Below are 20,804 nucleotides of genomic sequence, written 5' to 3'. Positions count from 1 at the left end.
TAAAAATAAAAAAGTACATATTTACAAATGAAATCTATTACAGCTAATAACTCTACTATTCATTTCAATGAACACTGCTATATAGCTTTAAACAAGCATATTAAAGATAAAAATTTTTCTACTATTTTTATTTTAGTTGATGAAAACACTCATGAACTCTGTTTACCTATATTATTAGAAAAATTAGAAACTGAAAGTGTTATTGAAATTATTGAAATTGAAGCTGGAGAAATTCATAAAACTATTGATACTTGTGTTGGTGTATGGAATACGCTTTCTGACTTTAATGGGGACAGAAAAAGCTTGCTTATTAATATTGGCGGAGGCGTTATAACAGATTTAGGTGGTTTTGTAGCATCTACATTTAAGCGTGGTATTTCTTATATTAACATCCCTACTACTCTATTATCGATGGTAGACGCTTCTGTTGGAGGAAAAACAGGTGTTGACTTAGGTACTTTGAAAAATCAAATTGGCGTTGTAAGTGTGCCTGATTTGGTATTGATTGATACTAACTACTTAAATACACTACCACAAAACCAAATGCGTTCTGGTTTAGCTGAAATGTTGAAGCATGGATTGATTAGTAGTGAATCTTATTGGAATAAATTTAAAGACTTATCCAACTTGTCGTTTGATGATTTAGATGATTTAATTTATGAATCTATTTTAATTAAAAAACATGTTGTTGATATTGATCCTTTCGAAGCTAATCTTAGAAAAACTCTTAATTTTGGGCACACTTTAGGGCATGCCATTGAATCCTATTTCTTAAGTAATCCAAACAAAACAGCTTTATTACACGGTGAAGCCATTGCCATCGGTATCGTTTTAGCTAGTTATATTTCAACAAAACTGGTTGATTTACCTATGGATACCACAAAAGAAATAAAGGGAATTTTCAACAACTATTATGGAGTCGTAAATTTTGAGGAGTCAGACTTTAAGCCTATCATAGAGCTTCTTAAATACGATAAAAAAAATAATCATGGCAATATAAACTTTGTGTTACTTAAAGCCATAGGAGAACCGGTAATAGACTGCTTGGTTGAAGAACCAGTAATTTTAGATGCATTTAAATTTTATGCTTCCTCAATTTAAAATCAAAAAAATATTGTAATTTTATAATATTAGCATTTGTATAAAATAAACCCCGGGTTTATTGTCTAATAGTTTTTTTATTATAAAATAACTTCACCTTTTGATAAATTATTCAAAAGGATAGGTAAAATTTTATAACAGTAAATAATAATTAAATTTTTTACAGATGAAAAGAATTATTGTTGATTACAAAAAGTTAACGCCCGAGTTACTTAAACTTCTAACGGAAAAATTCCCCGATGGCTATAGTGATAAAGATATTATCACTTTTGACAATCACCGCAATGAAACTATTGAAGCTGTTGAAATTAAAACAGATGATGCAGATTATTTAGTAAAAGTAAGTAGTAAATTACATTATACCATGACAAATTTTGATAGTGAGGATTTTGAAGTAAATGAACTAGGCAATGTTGTTGTTGATCCAGATTTAGAAAATATAATTGAACCAAACACATATATAGATGACGAAGAAGAATAAAAATTTCATTTAAAATTTATTCTTTAAACAGTATTGATTCCATAACTTAATCTTCCAAAAACAATAAAGAGACTTAATCAATTGAGTTTCTCAACAAACTATTCATGTTCAATATATTTTCAAAAAAACAATTTCTTATAGATTTATTAAAAGACTTTGTTGATATACACTGTCATATATTACCGGGAATTGACGATGGAGCAAAAACTGTTGATGAGAGTATCTTTCTAATAAAAAAAATGAATGAATTAGGGATTAAGCAATTTATAGCGACGCCGCATGTAATGCAAGATTTTTACCCTAATGATGAACTTTCCATTGGAAATGCATTTCAAACCCTTATAGAAAACTTAGCTAAAAAAAAATTAAATAATACTGTTATAAATCCATCAGCAGAATATATGATGGATAATCATTTTGAAAATTTAGTTAAACAAAAAGATCTCTTTCCTTTAAAAGAAAACTATGTATTGGTTGAAACGTCATACTTTCAACCACCCATTAATTTACAAGAAATTATTCACGAAATTTTAATGAAGGAATATATACCAGTATTAGCACATCCTGAGCGCTATACTTACTATCATGACAAAAAAGAATTTTACAAAACGCTCAAGCAGTTTGGGTGTTTGTTTCAACTCAACCTATTGTCATTAAGTGACCACTATAGTAAAAGTATTCAAAAAATTGGGGCTTATTTACTAGACGAAAACCTTATTGATTTTGTAGCTACTGATACTCATAATAGTAGTCATATAGAAAAACTAACCAATATTGTTATAAACAAAAATCAAAAAATAAAATTGCTGAGTATAATTGAAAATACTAAAAACACCTTTTTAGTTTCCTAAAATTCTTTTTAATAAAGATTTTTTTTCTGGAGCTCCATAATAACCATATCTGGCTCCATACCCAAAATTAGCTTGGTTAACATCATTAACAACCAACATCATACCGTTAAGTTTATTATTGTCGTGTAATTCCTTAGCAAAATTTAAAATTTCTTTTTCAGTATAATCTGCACGAGTTAAATAAACTGTATGGCCTGCAAATTGGCTAAACAACAAGGTATCTGTTACTAACATAGCCGGAGCTGTATCAACTATAACAAAATCATACTGATTTGAAACCTTATCAAAAAGAGGTTTCATGCGGTCGCTCATTAATAATTCAGCGGGATTTGGCGGGATTTTACCAGCTAATAAAACATCTATTTTATTGTCACCTACATCAAAAGAGTCAATGGCTTCACCAATAAGAATTGAATCATCAGTCAAATATTCTGTAAGACCAATTTTTGAAACACGCTTTTTCTGTATATTCAATGGTCCTAAATCAGTTTTTGGGTTTCTAATATCAGCACCTATTAAAAGTACCCTTTTATCTGTATTTGCTAAAGTTAGGGCGAAATTTATACTGAAAAAAGATTTTCCTTCTCTATCAATTGTTGAAGTAACAAAAATAACATTGTCATAATCTTTTACATGTCTACCACGTCTCACGTAATCAAAATTAGTTCTAATAATTCTGAAAGACTCCGATAATAAAGAACGGTCATTTCTTTGAACAAGAAAATCCAATTCTTTTCCTTTAAGTTTAGGTATTTCACCTAATACCGTAATATCTTTTATTGTTTTTTCCAGATCTTCCTTGTTGTGAATTTTAGTGTCTAACAAATCTTTAACATATATAACAGAAAATGGAATAAAAAACCCTAAAAATAAAGCAGCTATATAAATTACTTGACTATTAGGAGAAACAGGTATTCCTGTACTATAAGCTTCATCAACAACTTTTACGTTAGGAGATGTGGCTGTCATTGAAATAGTAGCTTCTTCTCGTTTCTGTAAAAGATAAAGATATAAAGCTTCTTTAATGCCTTGCTTACGTTCAATCCCCCTTAATTTACGCTCTTGGCCTGGCACAGAATATATTTTTGAATTAATTCGATCTGATTGATTTTGCAAACCATTAATTCTAATATTTAACGTTTTCCTAGCATTATCAATACTTTGCTGTAAATTTTGCCTAATTGTATTAAGACTTTCATCTAATTGTACTATGACCAAGTTCTTTTCTCCTGCACTTGTTAAAAGACGTTCCCTATTTGCCAATAATTCACTATATCTTTCAGAAAGCGCACTGATAGAAGGATCACTAGTACCCATTGATGGTATTGGGTCGAACGTAGAAGAATCTGTTCCTAATGACTCTTTCATGTAGTTTAATACGCGATATTCTGTTTTAGCTTGATCTAACAATTGCTCATTTTGTGTACTTGAACTCAAAAACTGTCCAGCTTCAGAAGATACATCTGTTATTTTGTTTCCTGTTTTAAATCTAACAATGCTATCATCAACATTAACCAAATCTGAAGCAATTAATTCGACACGAGAATCTATAAATTCGGCTGTGTTTTTTGATCTATTATTTTTTAATCTTAAGTTTGAAGCATTATATTCTTCTACCAAAGTACTAACAACATCTTTTGCTTTTTGAGGTATATTATCTTTTGCACTTACAATTAAAACTTTTGATGATTTACCATATGGTTCAACAGTAAGATTTGATCTTAATACTTCTGCTACTGAATTAATTGATGACATGTTTACCCTTAAATCATAGCCTATTAGTTTATCTGTTTTACCATCTTTAGGGGTAATAATCATTCCTCCAAATGGAGTTGGTATATTTTCACCGTAAGCAATTTTTTTTGGAGTATCATCTTCGTTAACTCTATAATTAAATCCTACACTTGAATTAATATCAATTAAAAAATCGAAATTAGTTTTATAAATAATAGAATCGGATGCTATGAAATTGAAATTAACTGGAACACTTTTTCCATATAGTTCAGATTCATAAACTCTACCTTTGGTAAAATACCTAATGTTTAGTTGTAATTTTTTAACAACACTTCTTATTAAATCTCTAGATCTAATTATTTGGATTTCATCATCTACTTTAGCTTCTTCACTTTCTGAAAAAAGTGATAAATCTTGAAAAACAGCACTAGGTGAAGAACTTTCTTTATCATCTATAAGCATTATTTTAGTATATGCTTCGTATTGTGGAGGCGTATATCTCAAATATAAATATGCAATACCTAAAAACAATAAGCAACACAAAACAAACCATCTCCATTGTTTAAAGTATAAACTTAAAGTCTTCTTTAAATTAAAATCTTGGGAAACAGTACTTTTAAAATTGTTTTCTTGATTTGAAACCATAAATTTATAAAACTAAAAACGTGTTGTTAAAATAGCTAAACTAATTAAAAGTGATGAAATTGATAAAATAAGACCTATTCTTGTGTCTCCTTTAGCAGATGACATAGCTGAATTATTAGGTTCTACATAAACAACATCATTCTGTGTTAAAAAATAAACAGGTGAATTAAAAACCTCTTTATTGGTTAAATTGATGCGAGTATATGTTTTGGTTCCGTTAAAATCTCTTACTACTAAAATATTATCACGTCTGCCCTTAATTGTCAAATCTCCTGCTAAACCAAGAGCTTCCATAATTGAAATACGTTCACCAGAGATTTGATAGGTACCTGGGTTTCTAACTTCTCCCAATACTGATACCCTAAAATTTAAGATGCGCAGATTAACTATAGGATCTTTTAAATATCCTTCTGACAATTTTTCTTTTAAGAGCTCTTTCCCTTCTTCTACAGTTAAACCTACAAGTTTAACTTTTCCTAATACTGGAAAATCAATGTTACCGTCTATATCAATAAGATAATCTAAAAACTGAGCGTTACTACCACTTTGTCTTACTAGGTTGAATGGTCTAGAAGCTTCAACATCAAAAGTTGAAACGTAAATACTGACGATATCATTTACTTTAAATTTAGGGGTAAATGAGTCTGTATCAACAATAGTCTCAAAATTTTTAGCATTTTGAAAATAGACAACATCTTCTTTTAATGATTTACATGATGTGAACAAAAGGCTAATTACTAAAATCTTTATAAATAATATGCATTTAGCTTTAAAAAATAAGGGTATTTTCATTTTAATATTGTTTTGGGGAAAACTAATCTTTTTAAATGTGATTACAGATTAATAAAGGTTTTATCAACTTTATCATCAGACACATTAATATTACTTTTTTCATAAACACGAGCACGTCTGTCAAATTTCTCGTAATCTGAATTATTAGATTTGTACTCAGGAATTAACTGCTTCATTTTTAAAACAATATTATTATTTTGAAAACGATTAGTAATACATAATGCTTCAATTTCAGATTTTACTTTTTGATAATCTAGCTCTCTGGTTTTACTAATCAGTATCTTTTTATTATAAGTAGATAATGTGTTTTCGCCATCTGCTAATAACTCTTCATATAGTTTTTCGCCTGGTCTTAATCCAGTAATTTTTATGTCAATATCTTCAGGATAACGTAATCCGGAAAGCTTTATCATATTAAGAGCAAGATAAAAAATCTTTACAGATTCACCCATATCAAAAATAAATATTTCACCACCTTTGCCCATAGTTCCTGCCTCTAATACTAATTGAGAAGCTTCTGGAATGGTCATGAAATACCTAGTAATATCTTTATGTGTTAAAGTCAATGGACCTCCGTTTTCAATTTGTTTCTTAAATAAAGGAATAACTGATCCATTGGATCCTAAAACATTTCCAAAACGAGTCGTAATAAATTTCGTCTTACTTTCTTTTTGCAAACAACTCATATACATCTCGGCCATTCGTTTAGTTGCTCCCATAACACTTGTTGGATTAACAGCCTTATCTGTAGAAATAAAAACAAATTTTTTGACATTATATCTAGATGAAATATCTGCTAGGATTTTAGTTCCATTAACATTAACCTTAATAGATTCATAAGGAAAAGCTTCCATTAAAGGAACATGTTTATAAGCTGCGGCATGAAATACCATAGTTGGTTTGAATTCTTGGAATATGCCATCAATTCTCAAACCATCACGGATATCAGCAACTATTGGTGTAAAATTAAACTTTCCATTTTGATTTAAGTCTTGCTGCAAATCATATAATTGTGATTCAGCTTGATCGATTAAAACCAAATGACTAACATTAAAATGAGATAATTGTTTTACTAACTCACTGCCAATAGATCCTGCTGCTCCAGTTATTACAATAGTTTCTCCTTGAAATTCATTTTGTAAATTAGGATTATCAATTCTTATTGGTTCTCTTCCTAATAAATCTTCAATTTGAACTTTTTTAATTTGACTAATACTCAATTCACCATTAATCCACTTTTCAATAGGTGGCACTTTGGTAATTTTAACCTGAGTTTCATTAATTAAAGAATCAATTAAATGCATAATATTACCAGCAGCTATTTTTTGAGTAGCTACAACAATTTCATCAATATTATTTAATCTTACATATGAAGGAGTTATTTCTGTATATGATAAAATAGGAACTCCATTAATGAACTTCCCATATTTTTTATTATCATCATCAATAAAACCAAGAATTTCAAATTTGGTTTTATTGTTATTTGCTAAAGCATTATATGTTACTATTCCAGAATCTCCTGTTCCATATATTAAAATCTTTTTTGAGGTCATGAAACGGCATTTAACATATCTATACAATACTTTAAATAATAACCTACTTGCACTAAGTGCTACGAAACTTAACAAAGAATGTATAATAATGATTGATAAAGGAACTGTAAATTCAGGAATTAATTCAGTTACGCGATTAAATATAACTAAAAAACTAGTCATAAAAGTCATTAAAGCAACAGCCTTAGATAAATTCATTACGTCATTAAATCCTGTATGACGAATAATACTTTTAAATGATCCAACTATCAAAAAACTAGACCCAGCTACAATAAAAAGTAAAGGTAATTGAACTAAAAATTGGTGTAAATCAAAATCTAAAGTAAAATTAAACCTTATAAAATAAGCAATAAAAAAAGTAACCAAAACCATAGACAAATCTATAGCTAGTACTAACCACTTAGAGGCATATTTTTGTGAATAATAAGCAAAATAATTTTTTATCATAATGAGAGAGTGTTAAGTATTATTTGGAGCACACGTTCTAAATCTTGTTGAGTCAAATTTGATCCACTAGGCAAACAAAGTCCTTTATTAAATAAATCTTCTGAAACACCATTTGTATATGAAACGGCATTTTTAAAAACGGGTTGCATATGCATTGGTTTCCATAGAGGTCTTGATTCTATATCGTCTTCTAATAAAGCAAGGCGTATACTTTCACGTTGTTCATAAGAACTAGTGATGATACAACTGAGCCATCGGTTTGAATAAAAACCTTCTGGCTCTTCTAGAAATTGAATAGAATCAAATTTTGATAAATTATTTTTATAAAACTGAAAATTACGTCTTCTTGCTTCTACCCTTTCATCTAAAACTTCCATCTGACCACGGCCAATACCTGCTAAAACATTACTCATCCGGTAGTTATATCCAATTGAAGAATGTTCGTAATGTGGTGCTTGATCTCTTGCTTGAGTTGATAAAAACACTGCTTTTTGTTTTAAATCCAAACTCTTTGTTATTAAAGCACCTCCACCAGAAGTTGTAATAATTTTATTTCCATTAAATGATAAAATACCTATGTCTGAAAGTGTACCGCATTTAACACCAAAATAACTACTTCCTAAAGCTTCAGCACTATCTTCAATAACAGGAATATCATATTTCTTAGCAATGGCATTAATTTCATTAGCCTTATATGGCATTCCATATAAATGCACCGCTATAATGGCTTTTGGCTTTTTATAACTATTGAGACGGTCATTAATAGCTATTTCAAGCAATTCTGGAGACATATTCCAAGTATCTGTTTCACTATCAACAAATACCGGAGTAGCTCCTTGATAAACTATAGGATTAGCAGAAGCAGAAAATGTAAAACTTTGACAAAGAACCTCATCCCCTGTTCCAACCCCTAATAATTGCAATGCCAAATGAATTGATGCAGTACCAGAACTTAATACAGATGCATGAATATCATTATTAAGATATGCTTCTATATCATTTTCAAAACCATCTACAAGTGGGCCCAATGGAGCTATCCAATTAGTGTCAAAAGCCGTGTTTACATACTTTTGCTCCAAACCACTCATGTGAGGTGATGATAAATATATTTTAGTCATTGTTAGCATCAAAAATTATCTATATAAATGTTTTTTAGAAACCTTCAATTCTAAACATAAAGTATCTGAGCAGTTAATTTCTAACTACTAAAGTGTATACAATTATTGTTTTGTGAATTTTAAGGGGTCTTGAAAACAAAATCAATTGGATTAATTAAAACTTCTTATTTATTAAACATTAAAATTAATAATACACTATTAATGAAAATTTAATAACATACTATTGTAATCATAATGATTTAAATTAATTTATTGCTATTAATCAATTCAAACTTGACTTCTACGATGTAAATTTAGTAATTGTTTTGATGCAACATAGTAACAAAATCGTTAATTCGCTAAAACCATAATTAAAATCGGTCAATAGCAATTTAAATTATCAATACAGTTTATTATATCATAAATTTAACATCAAAATTCTTTTTCAGAGGTGGATTTTATAATTATAAAGATTCAAGTATCCTTGAAAATCTAAATATTAATAATATTAGTCTATATATTTGTTTTAATAAATTTACAACAGAATAAATCTTTAGAAAAATATCTAAATGAAAATACTCATAACTGGAGCAGCAGGCTTTATTGGTTTTCACGTTGCCAAGCAACTATTAAAAAAAGGATACCAAGTAACTGGTATTGATAATATAAATGATTATTACGATACCGATTTAAAATACTCAAGATTGAATGAACTCGGAATAAAGAGAAATGAAGCCGAAGTTTATAATAAATATTGCACAAGTGTAAATGATAAAAACTTTTTGTTTGTCAGAATGCATATTGAAGATCGTGATGAACTTCCAAAATTATTCAACATTAATAATTTTGACATAGTTTGTAATTTAGCAGCTCAAGCTGGAGTTCGTTACAGTATCGAAAACCCTGAAACATACATAGACAGCAATATTGTAGGATTTTTAAATGTTTTAGAATGTTGCAGACACCATAACATTAAACATTTGGTTTATGCCAGCAGTTCAAGTGTTTATGGACTAAACAAGAAAATTCCCTTTTCAACCGATGATAATGTGGATCATCCTATTAGCTTATATGCTGCAACAAAAAAAAGCAATGAATTAATGGCACATACCTATAGCCATTTATTCAAAATCCCAACAACAGGATTACGGTTTTTTACTGTTTATGGTCCTTGGGGAAGACCAGATATGGCTATGTTTTTATTTACTGACGCTATTCTTAAAAATGAGCCAATTAAAGTTTTTAATCATGGTCAAATGGAACGTGATTTTACTTACATTGATGATATAGTAGAAGGCGTAGTTCGCATTTTAATTAAAGATCCTGTTGAAAGAATTAAAAAAGGAGAGTTTTATAAAATTTATAACATTGGCAATAACAATTCTGTAAAATTATCAGAATTCATTAGAGAAATTGAAATTAATCTTGGTAAGGAAGCAAAAAAAAACATGTTACCCATGCAACCTGGTGATGTTGAAAAAACATGGGCAAATGTTGATCAATTAATTAAAGATTATGACTATAATCCAAATACAACTATTAAAGAAGGTGTAAAATCATTTATTGGCTGGTTTAAAAATTACTACAAAATAAACTAAAATTATTATTTAGATAAAAACCCAATGAAATTCATTCGCTAAAGCTTTATTTTTTTAAGTAAATTGCTTGTAAAATATAATTTTAACTTTTTACTTTGTATACTTCTTAATTAATACTTTGTCTTAACATTTCTCTTTATCAGTGTAATCTTATTTAGCAAATAGGTGAATGGTTGCTTTACCCTTAATAAAGTAATTTCATCGTAAAAAAAAGGACTTAATATAATAAAAACATTTGTTACGTTTATTTTTTACATATTTGTAAGGCTATTAATAACCCAAATCAAATGCATCATAAAGAATTAAAAAAACTTCAAGGATCAAAAGTACTTGTAACTGGAGGAGCTGGGTTTATCGGTTCTAATTTATGTGAAACCTTACTATCAAATGATATTCAGGTAGTATGTTTAGATAATTTTTCCACAGGTAAAAGAGAAAATATTACACCGTTTTTAAACCTTCCTAACTTCACGCTGATAGAAGGAGACATAAGAAACCTCAACGATTGCAATACAGCTTGTCTAGGAGTTGGCTATGTACTACATCAAGCTGCATTAGGCTCAGTACCAAGATCCATAAACGATCCAATTACTACAAATGAGGTGAATGTTTCGGGGTTTTTAAATATGCTGGTAGCTGCTAGAGATGCGGGTGTAAAACGCTTTGTGTATGCTGCAAGTTCATCAACCTATGGCGATCATGAGGCCTTACCAAAAGTTGAGGAAGTAATAGGTAAACCTTTATCTCCATATGCAATCACTAAATATGTGAATGAATTATATGCCGATATTTTTTATAAAACATACCAGTTAAATACAGTAGGTTTAAGATATTTTAATGTATTTGGAAAGCGTCAGGATCCAGATGGAGCCTATGCTGCTGTAATTCCTAAATTTGTGCAACAGTTCATCAATCATGAATCGCCTGTTATTAATGGTGATGGCAGTTATTCAAGAGATTTCACATATATTGATAATGTGATTCAAATGAACATATTGGCTATGACTACAACAAACCAAAACGCTTTAAATTCAGTGTATAATGTAGCTTATGGTGATCGTACCACACTTTTACAATTGGCAAACTTATTAAAAATGCATTTATCAAGTTTTGACTCAATGATTAAAAACATCGAAATAAAGCATCGTGACAATAGAATAGGTGATATTCCTCACTCCCTAGCATCAATTAATAAAGCAAAACAGTTGCTAAATTACAACCCAAAATACAATATCAATGATGGCATAAAAGAAGCTGTAAATTGGTATTGGGAGCATTTAAAATCATAAATAAAATGAAAAACATAAAAATTGGTGTTATTGGCTTAGGTTACGTAGGACTACCTTTAGCAAGATTATTTGCAACAAAATATAGTGTAGTAGGTTTTGATATTAATATCAAGAGGATTATCGAGTTACAAACAGGAAATGATGTAACACTTGAAGTAGACCAAGACGTTTTGTCAGCAGTTTTAAAGACATCAAATAATTCCGAATTAGGTTTATATTGCTCATCAAATTTAGACGATATTAAAGACTGTAATTACTATATCATCACGGTCCCCACGCCTATTGATAAAAATAACCGTCCAGATTTAACTCCGCTTTATAAATCAAGTGAAACTGTTGGAAAAGTATTAAAAAAAGGAGATATAGTTATTTATGAATCTACAGTATATCCTGGTGTAACTGAAGATGAATGTGTACCAGTACTTGAAAAAATAAGTGGTTTAATCTATAATAAAGAGTTTTATGCAGGCTATTCTCCAGAGCGAATCAATCCAGGTGATAAATTACATACCGTGGATAAAATTTTAAAAGTAACAGCAGGTTCAACGCTCGAAATTGGTAAAAAAGTAAATGCGTTATACGCTAGTGTTATAACAGCGGGCACTCACCTTGCTCCTACCATTAAAGTGGCTGAAGCCGCTAAAGTCATTGAAAATTCACAACGCGACATCAATATTGCCTTTGTAAACGAGTTGGCCAAAATTTTCAATTTAATGGATATTGATACCCATGCCGTTTTGGAAGCAGCTGGCACTAAATGGAACTTTTTACCCTTTAAACCAGGATTAGTTGGAGGTCATTGTATTGGGGTTGACCCCTATTATTTGGCTCAAAAAGCACAGGAAGTTGGATATCATCCAGAAATTATTCTGGCTGGACGCCGTGTGAATGATAGCATGGGTCAGTATGTTGCTATGGAAGTGATAAAACTTATGGTTCAAAAAGACATCAAAATCAAAGGGGCACATATCTTGGTATTGGGCATTACCTTTAAGGAAAACTGCCCCGATGTTAGAAATACAAAAGTAGTTGATGTCATCAAACAACTTCAAGGGTTTGGTACAGAAGTTACTATTTATGATCCTTGGGCCAATCCAGACGAGGTTAAACATGAATACAATCTTGAAACAGTTCAAAAATTACCAGAAAGCACCTTTGATGCTGTTATTTTAACAGTAGCTCATATCCAGTTTTTACAAGAAAACATTTCTACATTATTAAACCTTAATAGTGTCTTATATGATGTTAAAAGTGTTCTAAATGATCATAATTGTAATAGACTGTGAGTAAAATCAACCAACTTAAAGGCGGTGCCGCTTTATCATATGTCACTATCTTTCTTACAAACGTAGTAGGCCTCCTTTTAACACCCTTTATTATACGATCTCTTGGAAGTGCCGAGTATGGTCTATATACCATGATTGGAGCCCTTATAGGTTATATGAGCGTGTTGGATTTTGGTCTTAACAATACAGTGGTGCGTTTTGTAGCAAAATATAAAGCAGAAAGTGATAAACAAGGAGAAGAAAATTTTTTAGCACATAGTTTTATCATGTATATGTGCATTTCTCTATTGGTTATTATCGTTGGAGGTATTTTATACTTCAATCTGGAATATTTGTATGGTGACACATTGACTCCTGATCAAATTGGAAAAGCTAAAATAATGATGTTGGTATTGATTTTTAATTTGGCTCTTTCGCTTCCTGGAGGAGCTTTTCGAGGGATTTGCTCTGGTTATGAGGAATTTGTTTTACCTAAATTAGTGAATATAATCCGATATATTGTAAGAAGTCTTTTAGTGGTTGCAATCTTATTGTATGGTGGTGATTCTATCAGTTTAGTGATTTTAGATACTATTATGAATCTTATTATTATTAGTATTAATATTTATATTGTAATTAAATTACTAAGGGTTCGCATAAAAATGCATACTTATGATAAAAAATTATTTATCAATATACTCGGTTTTTCCTTATGGTTGTTTGTGTTTGCTATTGTACAACAACTGAGGTGGCAATTTGGCCAACTTATTATTGGTGCGTTTTATACAACATCTATTGTGGCCATTTATGCTGTTGGAATTACATTAGGAAATTATTATGGCGCTTTTTCAGGAGCTATTGCTGGTGTGTTTTTACCACGAGCCATTCAAATGACAGTAAAAAATATTCCTAAAAAACAATTAACAGATACCTTTATTAAAATTTCAAGAATTATTCTTTTTGTTTTATTGTATATTTTGGGAGCCTTTATCATAGTGGGTAAAGATTTTGTGTTTTATTGGGTGGGGGAAGAATATAACATGGCTTATTATTATGCCATAATAATTATGATTGGTCTCACCCCTACTTTAAGTCAGGGTTTTGCTAACAATATATTGGAAGCAAAGCAATTACTTAGATACAGAGGCCTTTTACTGCTTTTTTTAACAGTTACAGGGACAGTGATAAGTATATATTTGGTTCGAAATTATGGAGTAATATCAATGATTTTAGTAACCGTGTTTTTTTTACTACTCGAACGAATATTAATGATTCCTTACTATATAAAAAATGCCAATTTAGATATGTTAAGGTATTATAAAGAGATATTTCCTTTATCAATTATTATTTTAGTTTCTATTATTATTTCTTTCCTAAAAATCTATTTTTTTCCAAACAGAAATCTTTATGTGCTTTTTGGAAGTATGTTGTGCTATTCTTTTATATATATTGGGATTTCTATTTTAATAATAACAACTTATGAAAAAGAATTATTTAAGTCTTTACTATTTAAAATACCAATAATTAAACATTGGATAAATTAAACTTAAAAAATAAACTAAAAAATTAGTAAAAATATGAAACCAAAAATATCTGTAATTATTCCAATATATAATGCAGCAGCATATCTGAAAAGATGTCTTGATTCTGTTAAGAATCAAACACTCAAAGAATTTGAAGTTATTATGATTAATGATGGGTCTACTGATGTTTCAGAAGATATTTGTTTGGATTTTGTACAATCTGATAATAGATTTAATTACTATAAACAAGAAAACAAAGGTAAATCCTCAGCTGTAAACAAGGCTTATCAAAAAGCTAAAGGAGAATATATATATGTATTGGATAGTGATGATTACATTGATGAAAATTTATTTGAAATAGGTCTTAATACCGCTAATAAATATAATGTTGATATTGTAAATTTCAATTATTATTACATAAAAAATGGCCAAAAAAATATAAAAACCACTCATTTCCCCAAAAATAAAATATTAGATAAAAAAGAGATTATAAAATTATTAAAAACAAGATCATCTAAAAAAAATTCTCTTTTATGGTTTGTATGGACCAACCTTATTAAAAAAAGTCTACTTGATGAACATAATATACTTCATGATGAAATACAATTAATAGGTAATGACACATCATTTAATCTGGAATGCTATCTAAATGCGAATAGTATTTATTCAATAGATAATCCACTATATAACTATGTTTATGTTGATAACTCGTTATCGCAACTTAAACATAAAAAAGGCCTTTTAAAAGAAATTGAAAATCAATTTATAGCAAATAATTCGATTTATAAAAAATGTGGTTTAGAAGAGATTGAATTTATTGAGACTTTTGCTAATTATTACATTTCTCATAGTTTGTTTTTTTTATTAAACAATGAAAAAAACGCAAAAAACGGATTACAACCTGAAGCTTTAAGGAACATAAGTAATTCAGAAGTCTTCAATTATTGTTTTAAGCATTATAGTGGACTTAAGGAAGAACCATTTAAAAAACGATTAATTATAATGCTTTTTAAACACAGGCAATTTTATACAATTTGTTTATTAAATAAAATAACTCGAAAGATTAAACACTAATAATTAAGTTTATAAAACCAATGAACAAAAAAATAATCATGCTTGTTGGTGGTGGTCCCTCTTCATATTGCAATTATAATGCACTAAAAGACCATTATCCTATTTCAAATATTATCATAGAAACTGAAGGAAATTTAAAAACATTTTTAAAAAAAAGAATAAAAAAATTTGGAATTGTTAAGGTTATTGGGCAAATACTTTTTCAGAAAATAGTGGTGCCTTTTTTAAAGCGAGAATCTAAAACACGGGTTGCTGAAATTATTTTAACATATGACCTATCATTTAAAGATTTTGATCCAGATAAGTTAATTAAAGTGCCTTCTGTTAATTCTGATGAATGCATTGACACCCTAAAAAAAATCGAACCAGATATTATCATCGTCAATGGCACACGCGTTATTTCAAAAAAAGTGTTAAATTCCATAAATGCCACATTTATTAATACCCATGCAGGCATTACCCCTTTATACAGAGGTATTCATGGTGCCTACTGGTCTAAAGTAAACAAGGATTGTCATTGTGGGGTAACGGTACATTTGGTAGATCTAGGCATTGACACAGGAGGTATTCTTTTTCAAGATATCATAGAAACCAATAGCCAAGATAATTTCGTTTCCTATACTTATTTACAAATGGCAAAAGGAATAGAACTTATGAAGTTAGCTCTAAATAACTTAATAAATAATGAATCTAAAGTAATTACCAATAATTTAGAAAGTAAAATCTGGACACATCCAACTATTTGGTTTTATTTAAAGAACCGAATAATAAGAAAAGTGAAATAGCTAGTTTTTTTAAATACAAAAATTAATTTTTATGAATATTTTATTTACATTATTCTTTTTGTTTTTTATCATAATAGTATTAATATTCTATTATTTCGAAATACATCCATATTTATTCAAGAAGATAAATAGAAAATATTTTATGCTTTCCCAAACAGTTTCCAATGATGATTTTAAAAATAAAGTTTTTAAACAAGCCTTAAAATTTTCAAAGTATGAAATTCCCAAAATGTCATTAGCTGATAACACCTATTTTCCAATAGTTTTTATAAGGGAGATTTCTTTAAAAATTAAAAAGAATAATAGACTTAAGAACAGCTTTCCAAGAGCTTTTTTATTAAATGGAATTCTTGATTATGCCATTTCAATTAAAGATGAAAAGACAGTTAGAGATATTGATAATAAGGTTTTAAAGTTAGCTAAAGAAACCTTAAATAACTCTAATGGGTTTAATTATATAGACCAAGTTTCACTGGGAATGGTAGCTATAAAACTTCATGGGGAGACTAATAATCCTGTTTATAAAAATTTATGTGATAGAATATTAGCCTACTTAATGGGTAATATAAATGAAACCTATAAAATTGTGCTTTACAGAGAAAATAAAAATTTCCACTATGTAGATGTTTTAGGTATGATTTGTCCTTTTATATTAATGTATGCTGAAGCGTATAATAGGCCTGATCTCATTGAATTTTCAAATCAACAAATAGAATTTTACATTAATAAAGGATTGTCTATTTCCCATTTACCCTATCACTCCATTGAATTGTCCAACTATACACCTATGGGATCATCCAATTGGGGAAGAGGTTTAGGTTGGTATATGTTAGCATTATCAGCTACATTAAAGTATACTAATCCTGAAAGCAATAGTAGATACTCATATTTTAAAAATGAAATGAATGTATTAGTATCAAGTTTGAAAAACTTTCAACAAAATCACTATTGGGGGCAATTTTTGGGAATTTCCAAAAAATGGCATATTGACACATCTGTTTCTTGTATGATTATTTATTCTATGTTATTAAGTGGCTACGAATGTAATCTTAATAATTTTTATAAATTCTTAAAACCCTTGACAAGAAAGAATGGAGCTATTGATTTCACTTCTGGAGATACAGAAGATATCAACTTATATTCTAAAGAATATGGGGAATCAGAATTGACCCAAGGGATTTTATTATCAATTTTTGATATTGAAAAAAAATATATGCAATGAAAAAAATACTTATAAAAAATTTTAAAAATTTAAATAACTATGGATCCGGTATGATGGGATTAGTTACCATAGATAAAATTTTTAAGGAATTAAAAGGAAATGTTCAATTTTATTCTGATTTTGATGAATATGCAAGTTTAAATGAAATTAAGAATGAGCTTAACAATAATTCTATTAACTTAAATGTGTTCAAACCAATAACATTACAGCCAAAAATAAAATTTTTAAAACCTTTTTATACGCTTTATAATATATTGAATACAAAGGATATCAAACAATTTGATTTAATTATTGTTCTTGGTGGAGATGACCTCTCTGAATACTATGGTAAACATATTTGGCCTTTATTACTATCCTTTTATTCTTGGTCTTTTAAATCAAAAATGGTTCTCTTAGGACAGAGTATTGGTCCATTTAACTTTTGGCTAAATAGATTTGTATTTAAAAAATTAGCCAATCGAAGTAAAATTTTTACAAGAGATAAATTTTGCTTCGATTATATCATAAATGAACTAGGTATAATAAAAAATGTAACCCTCAGTGGTGATTTAGCTTTTTTAGATTTACCGTTACAAAAATCCATTGAATATCAAGAGAAAACATTATTAAGGTTTGATTTGGTTCCTAATGAGTATGTCACTATCATAATTTCAGGACTATTTGGAAAATATTATACTGACAGTAAGGAGGATTATTTTGGGTGTTTTAAAGAATTAATTATAAAAATTAAAAATAATAATGAATTAAAAGACAAAAAAATATGTTTCATTGCTCATACCTTTCCACCGCATGGAAATGAAAGTGATTTATTAAAAGAGTTTGAAGATTATGTAAAAGGAATAGAAGGACTGGTTTTTATTAAAGATAAAATTTATCAAGGGGCTGCTAGGTTTATTTTAGGTAACGGAAAATTCACTATAACAGGTAGAATGCATGCATCAGTTTCTACATTCCAAATGGGAAAACCTTCTATATCATTATCCTACAGTGTTAAGTACAGAGGGGTTATTGGTAATAATCTGGGGCAGAATGATTTAATAATTGAATCTAATAACCCTGAACTATGGAAAAACAGAGCTATTGTTGACCTTATTTATAATAAAATATCATATCTTATCAATGATTATGATAATTTAACTTATAACATTAGATTGAGTGTTATAAAGCAGAAAGAATTAGTTGATAATGCTTTTGATGGTATTATAAAAGATTTAAAATAAATGAAATTTTCTATAATAGTTCCAACATATAATTTGGAAAAATATATTGAAAGATGTATAGGCTCTTTACTTAATCAAAACCTTAAAATTGATGAGTATGAAATTTTAATTATAAATGATGGATCTACTGATCAAACTCAAGCAAAGGTTCTTAAATATACTAAAAATCATAGTAATTTAATTTTGCACAATAAGATCAATGGAGGCGTTAGTAGTGCCCGAAATTTTGGCAAAGATAAAGCCAAAGGCGAATACCTATTGTTTGTTGATGGGGATGATTGGTTATGCGAAAATGTGTTAAGTAAGATTTATTATGATATAAAAACAAATAACTTAGAAATAGCAAGATTTGGATACATTTCAATATTTGATAAGAAACAAGAAAAAAAATATATAGTTTCAAAAAAAAATGATAATCCTATAACTGGTTTAGAATTTATAACAAATTATAAAATCAATGAATTTCGTCCATGGGCTTATGTAATATCTAATAAATTTTTATTTAATTACAACTTATCATTTAATGAAAGCTTAAGTTATTGTGAAGACAAAGAATTTATGATAAGAGCATTATCTTTAACAAAAAGATTTCAAAATTTTGATTACGTTCATTATAATTATAGCATTTTTAGAGAAGGATCGGCAACAGCTGTTTATTCTGACAAACATCTAGAAGATTTAATAAGATCAAACATTTATATTTATGAATTTTCTAAAACAATAAATACAAATAAAAAATATCAAAATTATATAAAATTTCTAAGTGTAAATTCATTATTAAAATCATATTACACTTTGACATTAGTTAGTATGTGGGAAAAATTTTGGATTTGGAATAATATCCTTAAAAGCAGTTACCTATTTAAAAATTATATTTCTAAAGACTCATTCCAACTAACCCTTCTCAAAAATAATTCTTTTGTGTTTTATTTGATTTATTATTTCCCTCGTGCTTTATATCATAAACTTAAGTTTCAAAATTAAAAGTCAATCATGAGAAAAATATTGCATATTGTTGGCACTATGGATAGAGCTGGGGCTGAAACTATGGTAATGAACCTTTATAGAGCGATTGATAAAACTAAGTATCAATTTGATTTTGTTTATTTTACCGAGAGAACATGCTCCTATGATGAAGAAATTATAGCATTAGGAGGAACCATTTATAGAATACCTGAAAAATATAATAAATCACCTTTATTACGAACATTTAAACTTTTTAAATTAATAAAGGCAAACAAGCCATTTTATGCCATTCATTGCCATCAACTATTAGGTAACTCGTTTCATCTTACTGCAGCCTATTTTTCAAGGGTAAATAAAAGGATTGCTCATGCACACTCAACAAGAGATTTTAATGACAACTCCTTGATAAGGTGTTTATATCAAAATTTTTCAAGGAAAATCATTTCTCTATTTGCAACTGATTTTATTGCTTGCGGTAAGGCTCCTGGAAAGTTCTTATTTCCTAATCAAAAAAATATTACTTTTATACCGAATGCTATAGACGTACCTAAATTTTTAGAATCAAAAAATAAAAGAAAAGAGAGTTTCTTTAATAACATCAATATTAATGATAAAACGATTGTGCTATCGCAGATAGGACGATTTATGCCAGTAAAGAATCATGAATTTTCTGTAAATTTTGCGTCGTTTCTAAAAGATAACGGTATAGATTTTCATTTAAACTTTGTTGGTTCTGGTTATCTTGAATCCGAAATAAAAGAAATAGTAACAAAAAAAGGATTATCAAATTATATTTCTTTTTTAGGAGTAAAAGAGAATATAAACATGATATTGGCGAATACTGATGTACTTTTAATGCCATCTATTTATGAAGGTTTTCCTGTGATTTTAGTAGAATCACAAGCAGCCGGCGTCCCAGCTTTAATATCTAAAGGAATTTCTAAAGAAGTGGATTTAGGTTTAAATTTAATATATTTTTGTGATTTAGAAGCATCCTATAACACATGGCACGAGTTAGTGAACACTATAATCCAGAAACCTCTTATCAGTGCAAATAAGCGTCATAAAGTATTAAGAGAAAAGGGGTATGATATTGAGGTTAGTGTAAAATTATTAGAGAAAGTTTATAGCAAATGATTATTTTAAAACAATGTATAGACA

17 protein-coding genes are annotated in these 20,804 nt (G+C 28.7%); 13 read left to right on the top strand and 4 right to left on the bottom strand.

Features of this window, described 5'->3' with window-relative positions:
• Positions 1-27 precede the first annotated feature (27 nt).
• From aroB to V8G69_RS10140, 3 genes are all read left to right on the top strand, one after another.
• Positions 28-1,101, top strand: coding sequence for a 3-dehydroquinate synthase (gene aroB, locus V8G69_RS10150; RefSeq protein ID WP_394881775.1), 1,074 nt, complete (start codon positions 28-30; stop codon positions 1,099-1,101).
• 166 nt (positions 1,102-1,267) lie between these two features.
• The gene (locus V8G69_RS10145; protein ID WP_394881773.1) at positions 1,268-1,582 is read left to right on the top strand and encodes a hypothetical protein; all 315 of its coding nucleotides are present in this window, start codon (positions 1,268-1,270) and stop codon (positions 1,580-1,582) included.
• Between the two features lie 104 nt (positions 1,583-1,686).
• Complete coding sequence (locus V8G69_RS10140; RefSeq protein WP_394881772.1) at positions 1,687-2,433, top strand: tyrosine-protein phosphatase; 747 nt, start codon at positions 1,687-1,689, stop codon at positions 2,431-2,433.
• On the opposite strand, the gene V8G69_RS10135 is transcribed toward V8G69_RS10140, so the two are convergent.
• Genes V8G69_RS10135 through V8G69_RS10120 form a run of 4 tightly spaced genes read right to left on the bottom strand, consistent with a single transcriptional unit; the run spans position 2,422 to position 8,731 of the window.
• Positions 2,422-4,812, bottom strand: coding sequence for a GumC family protein (locus tag V8G69_RS10135; RefSeq protein WP_394881771.1), 2,391 nt, complete (start codon positions 4,810-4,812; stop codon positions 2,422-2,424). The two genes, V8G69_RS10140 and V8G69_RS10135, sit on opposite strands and share 12 nt — an antisense overlap.
• Before the next feature lie 12 nt (positions 4,813-4,824).
• Complete coding sequence (locus V8G69_RS10130) at positions 4,825-5,604, bottom strand: polysaccharide biosynthesis/export family protein (protein WP_394881769.1); 780 nt, start codon at positions 5,602-5,604, stop codon at positions 4,825-4,827.
• 41 nt (positions 5,605-5,645) lie between these two features.
• Positions 5,646-7,604, bottom strand: coding sequence for a polysaccharide biosynthesis protein (locus tag V8G69_RS10125; protein ID WP_394881767.1), 1,959 nt, complete (start codon positions 7,602-7,604; stop codon positions 5,646-5,648).
• The gene (locus V8G69_RS10120) at positions 7,601-8,731 is read right to left on the bottom strand and encodes a DegT/DnrJ/EryC1/StrS family aminotransferase (protein ID WP_394881766.1); all 1,131 of its coding nucleotides are present in this window, start codon (positions 8,729-8,731) and stop codon (positions 7,601-7,603) included. The genes V8G69_RS10125 and V8G69_RS10120 overlap by 4 nt, the downstream gene beginning before the upstream one ends.
• Positions 8,732-9,270: 539 nt before the next feature.
• Between V8G69_RS10120 and V8G69_RS10115 the strand changes: the two genes are divergently transcribed.
• The 10 genes from V8G69_RS10115 to V8G69_RS10070 all read left to right on the top strand — a co-directional run bounded on the left by V8G69_RS10115 (position 9,271) and on the right by V8G69_RS10070 (position 20,780).
• Entirely contained in the window at positions 9,271-10,299 is a 1,029-nt protein-coding gene (locus tag V8G69_RS10115; RefSeq protein ID WP_394881765.1) for an NAD-dependent epimerase, read from the top strand.
• A 287-nt stretch (positions 10,300-10,586) separates the two neighbouring features.
• Entirely contained in the window at positions 10,587-11,588 is a 1,002-nt protein-coding gene (locus tag V8G69_RS10110) for an SDR family oxidoreductase (RefSeq protein ID WP_394881764.1), read from the top strand.
• A 5-nt stretch (positions 11,589-11,593) separates the two neighbouring features.
• On the top strand, positions 11,594-12,874 hold the full coding sequence (locus V8G69_RS10105; RefSeq protein WP_394881763.1) for a nucleotide sugar dehydrogenase: 1,281 nt from the start codon (positions 11,594-11,596) through the stop codon (positions 12,872-12,874).
• Positions 12,871-14,397 (top strand): lipopolysaccharide biosynthesis protein, encoded by a 1,527-nt coding sequence (locus tag V8G69_RS10100; protein ID WP_394881761.1) that lies wholly within the window; start codon positions 12,871-12,873, stop codon positions 14,395-14,397. The genes V8G69_RS10105 and V8G69_RS10100 overlap by 4 nt, the downstream gene beginning before the upstream one ends.
• A gap of 33 nt (positions 14,398-14,430) precedes the next feature.
• Complete coding sequence (locus V8G69_RS10095) at positions 14,431-15,450, top strand: glycosyltransferase family 2 protein (RefSeq protein WP_394881760.1); 1,020 nt, start codon at positions 14,431-14,433, stop codon at positions 15,448-15,450.
• A gap of 20 nt (positions 15,451-15,470) precedes the next feature.
• The gene (locus V8G69_RS10090) at positions 15,471-16,235 is read left to right on the top strand and encodes a formyl transferase (protein ID WP_394881759.1); all 765 of its coding nucleotides are present in this window, start codon (positions 15,471-15,473) and stop codon (positions 16,233-16,235) included.
• Positions 16,236-16,266: 31 nt separating this feature from the next.
• Positions 16,267-17,457 carry a glycoside hydrolase family 88 protein gene (locus tag V8G69_RS10085; RefSeq protein ID WP_394881758.1) on the top strand — a complete coding sequence of 397 codons (1,191 nt, stop codon included), beginning with the start codon at positions 16,267-16,269 and terminating at the stop codon, positions 17,455-17,457.
• A complete protein-coding gene (locus V8G69_RS10080; protein ID WP_394881756.1) occupies positions 17,454-18,677 on the top strand; it encodes a polysaccharide pyruvyl transferase family protein in 1,224 nt (407 codons plus the stop codon). Before V8G69_RS10085 ends, V8G69_RS10080 begins: the two co-directional genes overlap by 4 nt.
• Positions 18,678-19,661: a glycosyltransferase family 2 protein gene (locus V8G69_RS10075; protein WP_394881754.1), complete on the top strand. Its 984-nt coding sequence runs from the start codon at positions 18,678-18,680 to the stop codon at positions 19,659-19,661.
• Between the two features lie 9 nt (positions 19,662-19,670).
• Entirely contained in the window at positions 19,671-20,780 is a 1,110-nt protein-coding gene (locus V8G69_RS10070) for a glycosyltransferase (protein WP_394881753.1), read from the top strand.
• The last annotated feature ends 24 nt before the right edge of the window (positions 20,781-20,804 follow it).

Origin of the sequence: Gaetbulibacter sp. M235 (genome assembly GCF_043876835.1) — a bacterium.
Classification (GTDB): domain Bacteria; phylum Bacteroidota; class Bacteroidia; order Flavobacteriales; family Flavobacteriaceae; genus Yeosuana.
The sequence above is the reverse complement of the archived record's forward strand: the minus strand, read 5'-3'. Positions and strand labels throughout refer to the sequence as shown.

Excerpts from the sequence above, each read along its gene's own strand:
- aroB (WP_394881775.1), top strand. The coding sequence starts at position 28 with ATGAAATCTATTACAGCTAATAACTCTACTATTCATTTCAATGAACAC.
- V8G69_RS10145 (WP_394881773.1), top strand. The coding sequence starts at position 1,268 with ATGAAAAGAATTATTGTTGATTACAAAAAGTTAACGCCCGAGTTACTT.
- V8G69_RS10140 (WP_394881772.1), top strand. The coding sequence starts at position 1,687 with ATGTTCAATATATTTTCAAAAAAACAATTTCTTATAGATTTATTAAAA.
- V8G69_RS10135 (WP_394881771.1), bottom strand. The coding sequence starts at position 4,812 with ATGGTTTCAAATCAAGAAAACAATTTTAAAAGTACTGTTTCCCAAGAT.
- V8G69_RS10130 (WP_394881769.1), bottom strand. The coding sequence starts at position 5,604 with ATGAAAATACCCTTATTTTTTAAAGCTAAATGCATATTATTTATAAAG.
- V8G69_RS10125 (WP_394881767.1), bottom strand. The coding sequence starts at position 7,604 with ATGATAAAAAATTATTTTGCTTATTATTCACAAAAATATGCCTCTAAG.
- V8G69_RS10120 (WP_394881766.1), bottom strand. The coding sequence starts at position 8,731 with ATGCTAACAATGACTAAAATATATTTATCATCACCTCACATGAGTGGT.
- V8G69_RS10115 (WP_394881765.1), top strand. The coding sequence starts at position 9,271 with ATGAAAATACTCATAACTGGAGCAGCAGGCTTTATTGGTTTTCACGTT.
- V8G69_RS10110 (WP_394881764.1), top strand. The coding sequence starts at position 10,587 with ATGCATCATAAAGAATTAAAAAAACTTCAAGGATCAAAAGTACTTGTA.
- V8G69_RS10105 (WP_394881763.1), top strand. The coding sequence starts at position 11,594 with ATGAAAAACATAAAAATTGGTGTTATTGGCTTAGGTTACGTAGGACTA.
- V8G69_RS10095 (WP_394881760.1), top strand. The coding sequence starts at position 14,431 with ATGAAACCAAAAATATCTGTAATTATTCCAATATATAATGCAGCAGCA.
- V8G69_RS10090 (WP_394881759.1), top strand. The coding sequence starts at position 15,471 with ATGAACAAAAAAATAATCATGCTTGTTGGTGGTGGTCCCTCTTCATAT.
- V8G69_RS10085 (WP_394881758.1), top strand. The coding sequence starts at position 16,267 with ATGAATATTTTATTTACATTATTCTTTTTGTTTTTTATCATAATAGTA.
- V8G69_RS10080 (WP_394881756.1), top strand. The coding sequence starts at position 17,454 with ATGAAAAAAATACTTATAAAAAATTTTAAAAATTTAAATAACTATGGA.
- V8G69_RS10075 (WP_394881754.1), top strand. The coding sequence starts at position 18,678 with ATGAAATTTTCTATAATAGTTCCAACATATAATTTGGAAAAATATATT.
- V8G69_RS10070 (WP_394881753.1), top strand. The coding sequence starts at position 19,671 with ATGAGAAAAATATTGCATATTGTTGGCACTATGGATAGAGCTGGGGCT.